The following is a 12,702-nucleotide window of genomic DNA, read 5'->3' as shown; positions in this document are numbered from 1 at the left end:
TCAGCTCCGCAATGCGTTGTTGTCCGGGTCGAACGGCGAGTCCGGGATGATCACCGCGCGGTGCGCTTCGCCCAGGATCGTGATCTCCAGTTCCGTGCCGACCGCGGCATGTTCGGGTGCGACCATCGCCAGCGCGAGGCTCTTGCCGCAGCGCCAACCATAGCCGCCCGAGGTCGCGCGGCCAACCAGCGTGCCTTCGCGGTAGATCGCTTCCGAACCGCGCGCGTCGGCATCGGTCACGCCGAAGACTTCGAGCGTGACGAACTGCCACTTGAGGCCGGCCTCCTTGCGCGCCAGCAGCCCCTCGCGGCCCTTGAACGCTGGCTTCTTGAAGCTCACGAAACGGTCGAGCCCGGATTCGAGCGCGGCATATTCGATCGAAAGCTCGCGCGGGATCAGCTTGTAGCTCTTCTCGATCGCCATCGCGGTCATTGCGCGGATGCCGAAGGGCTTGATCTGGAACTCCGCACCTGCCGCCATGATCTTGTCAAAGATGTAGTTCTGCATCTCGATCGGGTGGTGGATCTCAAAGCCCAGCTCGCCGATGAAGTTCACGCGCAGGAGATCGACCTTGGCCAACCCGAGCGAGACCGACTGGCCGGTGAGCCAGGGGAACGCCGCGTTCGAGAGATCGGCGTGGGTCAGCTTCTGCAGCACATCGCGCGACTTGGGACCTGCGACCACCAGCACGCCCATCGCCGTCGTCAGCCGCTCGAAGCGCACCGAACCATCGGTCGGCAGGGCTTTCAGCAGATAGTCCTGATCATGCCGCTCCAGCGCGCCGGCCGAAACGAGGTAATAGGCCTGCGGGCCCTTCTTGTAGACGGTGAACTCGGCGCGCACGCCGCCTGCATCGGTGAGCAGGTACGACAGCGTCACGCGGCCGATCTTCTTGGGCACCACGTTGGAGAGGAGGCCATTGAGCCAGTCCTCCGCGCCCGGGCCCGAGATCAGGCACTTGGCGAACGCGCTCATGTCCTGAATGCCGACATGCTGCGTCACATGGCGGCACTCATTACCCACGTGCTCGAAGTAGTTCGAACGGCGGAACGACCACTTCTCGCGGATCGGCTCGCCCGCCACATCGGGGTGGTTGTGGCCCAGGATCACGTCGGGCTTGTCGAGATCAGACTCGCCTAGCTCATAACCCTCGGGTGCGAACCAGTTTGGTCGTTCCCACCCGAACACCGAGCCGAACACCGCACCCAGCGCCTTCATCCGATCGTAGCACGGCGTGCGGCGCAGCGGCCGCGCGGCTTCGCGCTCTTCATCGGGGTAGTGCACGGTGAAGACCTTGGCGTAGGCTTCCTCGTTCTTTTCGATGAGGTAGCCCTCGCCTGCATAATCACCGAAGCGGCGCGGATCGACGCCCATCATGTCGATGCTCGGCTCGCCTTCCACGATCCACTGCGCCAGCTGCCAGCCCGCGCCGCCCGCGGCGGTGATGCCGAACGAATGGCCTTCGTTGAGCCAGAAGTTCTTCTTGTCCCACGCCGGGCCGACGATGGGCGAACCATCGGGGGTGTAGGCAATCGCGCCGTTATACACCTTCTTCACACCGACTTCGCCGAACGCAGGCACACGCGCCATGGCCGAAAGGATGTAGGGCTCGAGCCGCTCGAGCGCGTCGGGAAACAGTTCGTATTCGCTGTTGGCCGCCGGGCCCTTCACGTAGCACGCAGGCGCGCCGACTTCGTAGGGCCCGAGCAGCAGGCCGCCGGCTTCCTCGCGCATGTACCAGCTCGCGTCAGACTCGCGCAGCACGCCCATTTCGGGCAGGCCCGCCTTGCGCCGCGCCATGATTTCGGGGTGCTGCTCGGTCACGAGATACTGGTGCTCTACCGGCACGACAGGAATATCGAGCCCGACCATCTCGCCCGTCTGGCGCGCGAAGCTGCCCGTGGCGGAAACGACGTGCTCGCAAGTGATCTCGCCCTGATCGGTCGTGACCACCCATTCGCCATTGGCCTTCTGCGTGATGCCGGTCACGGTCGTGTTGCGATAAATCGTCGCCCCACGCTGGCGGGCACCCTTGGCCAGCGCCTGCGTGAGATCGGCAGGCTGGATATAACCGTCCGCCGGGTGCTGGATCGCGCCGAGCACCCCAGTCATGTCGGCCAGCGGCCAGATCGCCTTGACCTCGTCAGGGCTCAGGAAGTTCACTTCGACGCCGATCGTCTGCGCCACCCCGGCGTAGTATTTGTACTCGTCCATGCGGTCGCGCGTGGTGGCGAGGCGGATGTTGCTGACGTTGGAGAAACCGACGTTGAGTTCGGTCTCGGCCTCCAGCGAAGGGTATAGTTCGACCGAATACTGGTGCAGCTTGCCCACCGAGTACGAGAGGTTGAACAGCGGCAGCAGCCCCGCCGCGTGCCAGGTCGAGCCCGAGGTGAGTTCCTTGCGCTCGATGAGGACGCAATCGCTCCAGCCGAGCTTGGCGAGATGATAGAGCGTGCTCACGCCCACCACACCGCCACCGATGACCACTACCCGCGCTGTCGTCTTCATGTCGCCTCTTGGCCTTCCAGTTTCTCTCAGGATGCCGTTATGCCAGCCGCGCGCGCAAGGCTGAACCGCTCATTGCGTCCATCGTGAAGACTAATGCTGGGTATTAGGTGAAAGAACCCCTCCGACCCGCCCTCGGCGGCCCACCTCCCCATTTGCACTACGTGAAAATGGGGAGGAACATTTCGGTCCTCCCCATTTTTGCCGCAGGCACAAATGGGGAGGTGGCAGCGCGAAGCGCTGACGGAGGGGTAATTTCAACCCACCGGTACCGGCAGCTGCGCCAGAAAATGCGCCCCGAACACGACGAGCGCCGCCCCGGTCAGCGCCAGCCACGGCAGCACGCCCGCCCGCTTCACCGCCGCGCTTTCGGCAAAGTCCTCCGACATGGCCGCCGGGAATACGCCTTTGTCCTGCACATAATGCCGGAAGGCGAAGACCGGCAGGATCAGCAGCACGCCAATCAGACCATTGCGCAAAGTGCCCGCGCCATAGACGTCCGCACCCGCACCCATGAAGGCCATGTTGACGAAACCCAGCACCGCGCCAAGCCCCAGCAGCCAGGTCGGGCAGCGGAACGGCCGCTCCCATCCGGCGCGGTCCATGCGGTGGATCCAGCCCGATTGCAGGTTGAGGAAGTTGAACGCCATGTAGCAGACGTTGCTGATCATCAGCACCGCGAAATAGTCTGAAGCCATCAGCAGCACGAGGTTGAAGGCCAGATCGGTCCACATAGCCGCGGTGGGCGCGCCGTGGCTGTTGACCCTGCCCAGGTACTTTGGCAGCCAGCCATCGACCGCCGCCTGATAAAGCGTGCGCGATGAGCCCATCATCGAAGTCATCACGATCAGCAGCAGCGAAAGGATCAGCATCGCGATGAACAGGTTGGCGACGATCACGGCGCCGCCCGCCGTCACACCTAGCCCCTTGGTCACGATACGCGCCAGGGCCAGTGCCACGCCCGAACCATTGCCGATGGACGGGTCCATCATCGCCTCGAGCCCAAGCGAGGCCTGAAACGCCAGCGGAACCAGCGCGAAGATCACGATGCACAGGATGCCAGAGGCGATCAGCGCGCGCGGCGTATCGCGCGCGGGGTTCCGGAATTCGCGGGTATAGCACACCGCTGTCTCGAACCCGTAAGTCGACCAACCCGCACCGAACATCGCGGCGGCCATCAGCGTCAGGCCGTAGCCGTCCCACGTGCCGAAATGCGCGTGCCCCGCCGCATCGCGCACTAGCGGCAGCAGCGGGAACAGGTTCTTCGTGGGCAGATCGCCGGTAACCAGCGGCACAAGGCCGACAAGGATCAGCGGTGCAAGGCAGGCAATGCCGAGGATCTTCTGCGCATTCGCCGCCTTGGCCGCACCGCCGTGCTGGAGTGCAAAAGTCAGCAGCAGGAACGCCGTGCCGATGATCGAAACGGCATTGATCCGCAGCGTAAGCTTGTCGCGGATGAAGCCCAGATCCAGCAGCGTGATGTGCCAGGTGTTGATCACGCTATCAGGCGCGAACAGACTCGCCATGATATACCCGGCGGCAAGGCTGGTGCCGAGCGTCAGCACCGGTGACCACGCCAGCCAGTTGCACCACACCGATATCGGTGCAACGAACTTGGAATACGGCAGCCACGCCGCCGCACCATAGACCGATGCGCCGCCCGACTTGTGCGGATAAAGCCCGGCGATTTCGGCGTAGACGAAGCTCTGCAGGAACCCCATCATGATCGAGGCGATGAAGATCACCCAGCTCGGCTGGCCGATCATCGTCGCGATGCCGCCGATGGTGAGAAGCACGCCCGCCGGCACGCCGCTCGAGGCCCAGAACGCGCCCTTCCAATCGAGCGAACGATGGAGCTGCGCGCTTTCCTCGATCATCGCGACATCGGCGATCGCTGTGCCGCTCATCGTTGGCTATTCTCCCAGTCCGGGGCGACATAGTAAGGCGCGTTGGACGCTGCGAGGAGCGGCTTGCCGAGAATATGGTCCGCCCCCTTCTCGCCGATCATGATCGTTGGCGCATTGAGGTTGCCGGTGGTGACCGAAGGCATCACCGAGCTGTCGACAACCCGCAGCCCCTCAACGCCAATCACGCGCAGTTCGGGATCGACCACGGCCATGGGATCGGTCACCGCCCCCATCTTGCAAGTGCAGGAAGGGTGATAGGCGCTCTCGACCTTCTGGCGAATGAAAGCGTCGATCGCCTCGTCGCTGGTGACGTCCGCCCCCGGCTGGATCTCCCGCCCGCGCCAGGGCGCAAAGGCCGGCTGCTGGAAGATCTCGCGCGTCAGCCGTACGCAGGCGCGCATTTCCTCGATATCGTCGGGATGCGTCAGGTAGTTGAAGCGGATCACCGGCTTGTCGAGCGGATCGGCGCTGCGCAGCGTGACTGAACCCCGGCTCTTCGAGCGCATCGGGCCGACATGGGCCTGAAAGCCATGCTCGCTTGCCAGAGAATTGCCGTCGTAGCTCACGGCCATCGGGAAGAAGTGGTACTGGATATCCGGGTAGCGGATGCCGGCCTTGCTGCGGATGAAGCCGCAAGTCTCGAAATGGTTGGTCGCGCCGAGGCCCGATTTCAGAAACAGCCAGCGCGCCCCGACGATGCCTTTGCCGAGCAGGTTGGCATACTTATAGAGCGTGACCGGCTGGGTGCAGGCCATCTGGAAGTAGAACTCGAGGTGGTCCTGCAAGTTCGCGCCGACGCCGGCGCGATCGGCCACGACCTTAATCCCGTGCCGCGCCAGTTCTTCTGCCGGACCGATGCCCGAAAGCTTGAGGAGCTGCGGCGAATTGATCGGCCCGCCCGCAAGGATCACCTCGCGCCCGGCGCGCACCACATGGCGCTTGCCATAGCGCTCGTATTCCACGCCGACCGCGCGCTTGCCTTCCATCACCACGCGCGTCGCCAGCGTGTGCTGCAAGACGGTGAGGTTCGGCCGCCGCATCGCCGGGCGCAGATAGGCCTTGGCCGCGCTGCAGCGCTCGCCGTCCCGCACGGTCATGTCCATCCGGCCGAAGCCTTCCTGCCGGTAGCCGTTGACGTCGTCGGTCAGCCCATAGCCCGCCTGCTGCGCCGCATCGAGCCAGGCCTGATTGAGCGGATTTTCCAGTGTGCCGTAGCGCGTATCGAGCGGGCCATTGCCGCCCCGGTATTCATCGCCGCCCTCGTCGCGCCGCTCGGCTCGCTTGAAGTAGGGCAGCACCGAGGCGTAGTTCCAGCCCTTGGCGCCTTCGCCTTCCCAGCGCTCGAAATCCAGCGGATTGCCGCGAATGTAGACAAGGCCGTTGATCGAGGACGAGCCCCCCAGCCCTTTTCCGCGCGGAGTGTGCAGCACGCGGCCATCAAGCCCCGGCTCGGGCTCGCTCTCGTAGTGCCAGTTCCACCGCGTCGTGTTCATCGGGATGGCGAGCGCGCTCGGCATCTGGATATAGATTGACTGGTCGGAGCCGCCGAATTCCAGCACCAGCACTTTGTGCTTGCCGTCAGCCGTCAGCCGGTCCGCCAGCACGCAGCCGGCCGAACCTGCGCCGACGATCACATAGTCCCAAGTATCTTTGGCAAATTCACCCTCAGTAAGGGGCATCGATCGGCTCCATCGCAACATAGACGCTCTTGAGGCGCGTGAAGTGGTGGATCGCCTCGCGGCTGTTTTCAAAGCCGAGGCCGGACTGCTTGAACCCGCCGAACGGCATCTCGACCGGGCAGATGTTGAAGGTGTTGATCCAGCACGAACCCGCATCGAGCGCGGCGATCACGCGGTGTGCGCGCGTCAGATCCCTGGTGAAGACGCCTGCAGCAAGGCCGAACTCGGTATCGTTGGCGCGCGCGATCACTTCCTCTTCGCTGTCGAACGGAAGCACTGTCATGACCGGTCCGAAGATTTCCTCGCGCACCACGGTCATGTCGTCGGTGCAGGCGGTGAACACGGTCGGCGCGACATAAAAGCCCGCCGCTGGCACGCCCTCGGTCACGCGGTGGCCGCCGGTGAGGACTTCGGCGCCTTCGGCCTTGCCCTTCTCGATATAGCCCATGACCTTGTTCATGTGCGCTTCCGAGATCAGCGAACCCATCTGCGTCGCAGGGTCGATCGGATCGCCCAGCTTGATCCGCTCGGTGCGCGCCTTGAGGCTTTCGAGGAACTGCGGCAGAACGCTGCGCTCGACGAAAACGCGCGTCCCGTTCGAACAGACTTCACCCGCCGAGTAGAAATTGGCGAGATGTGCGCCCGAAACCGCATTCTCGATATCCGCGTCGGCAAAGATGATCAGCGGCGATTTGCCGCCGAGTTCCAGCGTCACGTTCTTGAGCGTCGCCGCGGCGCCCGCCATGATCCGCTTGCCGGTCGGCACGCTGCCCGTCAGCGAGATCTTGTGGATCCCCGGATGCTGGGTGAGCAAAGCGCCGGTCTCGCCAAAGCCGTGCAGGACCTGAAACAGCCCGTCCGGCAGTCCGGCTTCGCGGTAGATCTTCTCCACCTCGATTGCGGTCAGCGGGGTCAGTTCCGAGGGCTTGAAGATGATCGCATTGCCGCAGGCGAGCGCGGGTGCGGATTTCCAGCAGGCGATCTGGATCGGATAGTTCCATGCCCCGATCCCGGCGCATACCCCCAGCGGCTCGCGCCGGGTATAGCCGAAGGCGGCCGGGCCAAGATCAAGATGTTCGCCGGCAATGGTCGGCGCGATGCCCGCAAAGAACTCGAGGCAGTCCGCACCCGAGACGACATCGACCACCAGAGTTTCCTGGATCGGCTTGCCGGTATCGCGCGTTTCCAGCGCGGCCAGCTCGTCATTTCGTTCGCGCAGGAGATCGGCCGCGCGTCGCAGGATGCGCCCGCGCTCGGTGCCGGTCCGCTTGGCCCATTCCTTCTGCGCCGCCGCCGCCTTGGCGACCGCGGCATCGACCTCGGCCTTTCCGGCGATGGGCAGCGTTGCCAGCACTTCGCCGGTGGCCGGATTGATCGTCTGGAAGGTCTTGGTCATGGGTTGGTGTCGCCGCTTTCAAATCAAGGGGAAGAACCCCTCCGACCCGCCTGCGGCGGGCCACCTCCCCATTTGTGCCTGCGGCAAAAATGGGGAGAACCTACTTTCCTCCCCATTTTTGCCGCAGGCACAAATGGGGAGGTGGCTCGCGAAGCGAGGCGGAGGGGTGATCTTCTTCTTACTTCCCGAAGTGCCACACCGCATTCACGCCCCAGGTGCGCGGCTTGCCGTAGACGCCAAGCACATCGCCCCAATAGGCCGAACCGTCAAACGCGTACGTGCGGTACTGGCGCTCGAACACATTGTTCACGAACACCGCGAGATCGACGTTGGTGCCCTTCGGCGTCAGCCCCACGCGCAGGTTCTCGACGTGGTAGGGCTTCTCGCGCTCGACCGGTGCGCACATGACCGAGAAGCAGAACTTGCCAGTGTAGAGCCCATCCGCCTGTAGCGAGGCGCGGCCGATGCCCGTGTCGAATTCATAGCGCACCAGCGCATTGCCGGAGAAGCCCGGGGCCTGCGGCAGGTTGCTTGTCTTCACCGTCACGCCGTCGGGCAGCAGGACGTTCTTCACTTCGCTGTCCTGCACCGCACCCGAAAGCTGCAGCGTCAGTCCGGGGATCGGGTGGCTGGTGAGGTCTGCCTCGATGCCCTTGATCTTGGCGGGCAAGTTGCGAACCACCTGCGCCGCGAAGACCTGCACGAAGGCCTGGTAGTTCTTGTAGTCATAGTAGAACGCCGCAAGGTTGAACTGCGTATTCCCGGGCAGCTTGGCCTTGAGGCCCACTTCGTAGGCGTTCAGCGTTTCCGGCCGGTAAGGAATGTTGTTGATCGTATCGATCAGCTGGGTCGGGAACGGCGTGCCGGTCGAGAAAGTGAACCCGCCCGACTTCGAACCGCGATTGTAGCTGGCATAGATCAGCGTGTCGGGCGTCGGCTTGTAGTCGATCTCCGCGCGGGCGGTCACGCCGCTGAAGCTCGGCGTTGCAGCCGCCGGCGTCACGGTGACACCCGAGGCGGCCCCGCTGCCATAGCTCCACGATCCCGGCGTAACCGTGCCGGTGTTGTCGGTGTAGGAAATGTCGTTCGGCCCGAAATGCAGCGAAAGCGCATAAGGTCCGACCGGCGATTCAGCGGTGTAGTCACCGCGCTTCTTGTCGTGCCAGTAGCGCACGCCGCCGATCAGCTTCCACTGATCGTTGATCTTGAATTCGTCCTGCGCGAAGAACGCGAAGCTTTCGGTGCGCTGGGTGAAGCGGACGCGTGGGTCATAGCCATCGAAGGGCGTGGCATACTTCGCACGGAACTTGCCATCGATGATCATGCCGAAGCCGCCGAAGGTCAGGTAGTTGCTGCCGAACGTGGCAGCTGCGCGCAGTTCCTGCGTGTACTGGTTGGTCCGCGCGTCCTGATAGAACACCGTGCCGCTCTCGTAGCAGGTCACGCTCTGCGCCGGTGCCGCGCACGGCCCGGGCGCGCGCACTGGGCCAAATTCGACATAGGGCAGCTCGGGCTGGCCGTCGCCGCTTTCGATGTAGAACTTCTTGAGGTGCGTGTAGTCGGTGATCGAAGTCACATCGAACACGCCGAGCTTGGCATCGAGCCGCAGCGAAGCGCCGAACACGTTGCGATCGACATAGGCATCGCCTGTGCCCGCCGTGCGCCAGGGATTGCCGCCTTGCGAAGGAGTGATCGACGGATTCTTGTAGCCGCTGCCGGTGGTGCCGACAGTGCCCCAATAGGCGCAGGCCTCGTTCTCGCCGAGGAATTCGCCCTGGAACTGAGCGTTCGGGCAAGCGGGTGCAAGCGTGTAGACACCGGCCTGACGCTCCTTGTCCGCTTGCGTGTAGCGCACTGTCAGCTTGGCCTTAAAGTCGCTGCCTGGCTCCCACTTCAGGATCCCGCGCAGCGCCCAGTGGTTGTCCGCCCCGCGGTCCGCCTGGCCGGGGGTGATGTTCTTGAGATAGCCGTCATCGCGCGAATACTGGCCTGAAATGCGCGCCGTCAGCGTGTCAGACAAGGCACCGGAAAGCGCGCCCTCAAGGATCGTCTGGTTATAGCGGCCGTAAGTCGCCGACAGATAGCCGTCGAGGTCCTTGGTCGGCTGGGCGGAAATGAACTGCACCGCGCCGCCCGTGGCGTTGCGGCCAAACAGCGTACCCTGCGGCCCGCGCAGCGCTTCAACGCGCGCGAGGTCGAACACCGGGAAGCTCGCCGTGGTGATCGAGGAGGTATAGCTGTCGTCCTGATAGACCGCGACCGGCGGTTCCTGCTGGTCGCCGTAGTCGTTCTGCGAGACGCCGCGGATGTTGTAGACGACCTGGCTCGAGCCATAGGCGTTGAACTTGAGGTTGGGGATCGCCCGCACGACATCGGTCGCGTTGGTGATGTTGAGCGCCTTGATGTCCTTCGCGCCGACCACGCTAACCGCGATGCCGACATCGTTGGCCTTCTGCTCACGGCGCTGGGCGGTGACGACGATCTCGCCGGTCTGCTCAGGGGTGGCTGCGCTTTGTGCCGCCTGTGCTTCCTGCGCCGAGGCCGGAGCGGCCAGAAGGCCCAGCGTGAGACCCGCAAGGGCCGTGCCCGCCAGCATCGCGCGGCGGATGGTGCTCATGTCCGTCATGTTCATGTTCTTTCTCCCCGGAGGACAGCGTCCCTCCCGCTTCTCCAGATGTGCAAAGAAGTGCCTCAAGCCTCCGGTACGCGCAAGCACGCGCCGCGCGCAGCAAACCGAAGGTTGCTGGCCGATGCCAATCGGCCACAAGTATTTCAATGACTTAGAGATTAAGCCTGCATATCAAGGGAGATTATATCTTCCATTAGATGTTGGAATACCAAGCAATTGCTCCCCTCACCCCTCCAGAAACAGCTCTGCCGCCGCGTCGATGATAGCATCCGCGTCGAGCCGGTAGGTGTGGTAGAGATCGGGCAGGTCGCCTGTCTGGCCAAAACGATCGACTCCGAGTGGGCTCACCCGCATTCCCTTGACCGCGCCCAGCCATGACAGCGCGGAGGGCGATCCATCGATCACCGTCACCAGTCCGGCCGCCGGTGCCAATGTGCCGAGCAGCGTGTCGATATGGCTGGGCTCAGGCTTCTTGCCCGTCCACCGCGCCGCACGCCGGGCCGACCAAGCCCGGTGGAGCAGGTCGGGCGACGTCACGTTGAGCAGGCCCAGACCGGGCAGATCTTCACGCAGCGTCTCCCACGCGGCCAGCGCCTCAGGTGCGATTGCCCCGGTGAACACGATAGCCGCCTCCGCGCCCGGTGCAGGCCGTTTGAGCCAGTAGGCACCCTTGAGCGCATCGGCCTCCCAGCTCTCGTCCTCGCGCACAGCCTGCGCGATCGAGCGCGTGCTGAGGCGCAAGTAGACCGAACTGCCATCGGGCTGCTGCATATGGTGGAAAGCATGGCGCATCAGCAGCGCCACCTCGTCAGCAAAGGCCGGCTCGAAGTAATCGAGGTTGGGCTGGCCCATTCCGATCAGCGGTGTGTTGATCGATTGGTGCGCGCCGCCTTCCGCGCCCAGCGTCAGCCCCGACGGCGTTCCCACCAGGAGGAACCGCGCATCCTGATAACAGCCATAGTTCAGCGCATCGAGCCCGCGCGCGATGAACGGATCGTAGACGGTCCCCACCGGCAGCAACCGCGTCCCGAAATGCGGCGCGGAAAGGCCGAACGCGGTCAGCACCAGGAAGAAGTTGGTCTCGGCGATGCCCAGCTCGACATGCTGCCCTGCCGTATTGCCCACCCACTTCTGCGCCGAAGGAATGCGCGCGGCCTGGAACACGTCCTTGAGCTCGCTGCGGCGGAACAGCCCGCGCCGGTTGACGAAGCCGCCGAGGTTGGTGGTCTGCGTCACGTCGGGCGCGGTCGTCACGATGCGATCACCCAGCGGATCACCGGGCCGCGCCAGATCCATCAGGATACGGCCGAAGGCAGACTGCGTCGATTGCTCCTCGCCCTCCGGCACAGGCAGGCGCGCCGGCACCGGAATGGCCGGCGGGCTATGCTCGGCAGGCTTCACCGCCAGCGCGCTGCGCTCCACGAAGGCCTTGAGCTCTGCCGCCAGATTATCGCCCAGCCCGCCCCAGGGCTCCCATTCCGCGCCTTCGGCAATGCCCATGCTGGCGCGCAGACTTTCGATCTGCGCGGTGTTCATCATGCCCGAATGGTTGTCCTTGTGCCCCGCCAGCGGCAGACCATAGCCCTTGACGGTATAGGCGATGAACAGCGTCGGCTTGTCGTCATCGGCCTCAGCGAAGGCTTCGATCAGCGTCTCTGCGCAGTGCCCGCCAAGGTTGGTCATCAGCTGGGCGAGCGCCGCATCGTCAAAGCTCTCGATCAGCGCGCGGGTCTTCGGCTGGTCGCCGAGATCCTTGAGCAGCCGCTCGCGCCACGCCGCGCCGCCCTGATAGGTCAGCGCGGCAAACTCGGCGTTGGGGCAATTGTCGATCCAGTCCTCGATCGCCGCTCCGCCAGGCTTGGCAAACACCGCCTTCTGCAACTTGCCACTTTTGAGCGTGATCACCCGCCAACCGCAGGTCTCGAAGATATCGTCGAAGCGGCGGAACATCCGGTCCGCGGTCGTCGCATCGAGCGACTGCCGGTTATAGTCGACCACCCACCAGCAATTGCGGATATCGTGTTTGTAAGCCTCGATAAGGCATTCGTAGATGTTGCCCTCGTCAAGTTCGGCATCGCCCATCAGCGCGATCATGCGGCCAGCGTCCGCCTCGCTCATATGCCCCTGCGCGATGCAATAGTCCTGCACCAGGCTGGCAAAGGCGGTGATCGCCACGCCAAGGCCGACCGACCCTGTCGAGAAATCGACCGGGATCCGGTCCTTGGTCCGCGAAGGGTAGCTCTGCATGCCGCCAAGGCCGCGGAAGCGTTGCAATTGATCGAGCGACTGGTTGCCCAGCATGTAGTGGATCGCGTGCAGCAGCGGCCCCGCATGCGGCTTCACCGCCACCTTGTCTTGCGGCCGCAGCGCATGGAAATAGAGCGCGGCCATGATCGTCGACATCGAGGCGCAGCTTGCCTGATGCCCGCCCACTTTCATCCCGTCGCGCTTCGTGCGGAGGTTGTTGGCATTGTGCACCGTCCATGCCGAGAGCCAGCGCAGCCGCGCGTCGAGCGCCTCGATGGCGGGGACCAGTTGGACGCGTGGATCGGCAAGTGCGGCGGTCATGGCAGGCTTTCGATTCCG

The 12,702-nt window shown here is 64.2% G+C and carries 6 protein-coding genes; all 6 read right to left on the bottom strand.

What is annotated here, in order from left to right; translation table 11 throughout:
* Positions 1-2,508, bottom strand: coding sequence for a GcvT family protein (locus ACO056_RS11450; RefSeq protein ID WP_421846805.1), 2,508 nt, complete (start codon positions 2,506-2,508; stop codon positions 1-3).
* Positions 2,509-2,762: 254 nt separating this feature from the next.
* Positions 2,763-4,412: an APC family permease gene (locus tag ACO056_RS11445; protein ID WP_421846803.1), complete on the bottom strand. Its 1,650-nt coding sequence runs from the start codon at positions 4,410-4,412 to the stop codon at positions 2,763-2,765.
* Positions 4,409-6,091 carry a choline dehydrogenase gene (betA, locus tag ACO056_RS11440; RefSeq protein ID WP_421846801.1) on the bottom strand — a complete coding sequence of 561 codons (1,683 nt, stop codon included), beginning with the start codon at positions 6,089-6,091 and terminating at the stop codon, positions 4,409-4,411. The genes ACO056_RS11445 and betA overlap by 4 nt, the downstream gene beginning before the upstream one ends.
* Positions 6,078-7,487 carry a betaine-aldehyde dehydrogenase gene (gene betB / locus ACO056_RS11435; protein WP_421846799.1) on the bottom strand — a complete coding sequence of 470 codons (1,410 nt, stop codon included), beginning with the start codon at positions 7,485-7,487 and terminating at the stop codon, positions 6,078-6,080. The genes betA and betB overlap by 14 nt, the downstream gene beginning before the upstream one ends.
* Before the next feature lie 178 nt (positions 7,488-7,665).
* Positions 7,666-10,119 carry a TonB-dependent receptor gene (locus tag ACO056_RS11430; protein WP_421846797.1) on the bottom strand — a complete coding sequence of 818 codons (2,454 nt, stop codon included), beginning with the start codon at positions 10,117-10,119 and terminating at the stop codon, positions 7,666-7,668.
* A gap of 222 nt (positions 10,120-10,341) precedes the next feature.
* The gene (locus ACO056_RS11425) at positions 10,342-12,684 is read right to left on the bottom strand and encodes a transketolase (protein WP_421846795.1); all 2,343 of its coding nucleotides are present in this window, start codon (positions 12,682-12,684) and stop codon (positions 10,342-10,344) included.
* Between the last annotated feature and the right edge of the window lie 18 nt (positions 12,685-12,702).

Origin of the sequence: Novosphingobium sp., assembly GCF_965228995.1 — a bacterium.
Classification (GTDB): domain Bacteria; phylum Pseudomonadota; class Alphaproteobacteria; order Sphingomonadales; family Sphingomonadaceae; genus Novosphingobium.
This window is presented reverse-complemented; position numbering and strand designations above follow the sequence as displayed.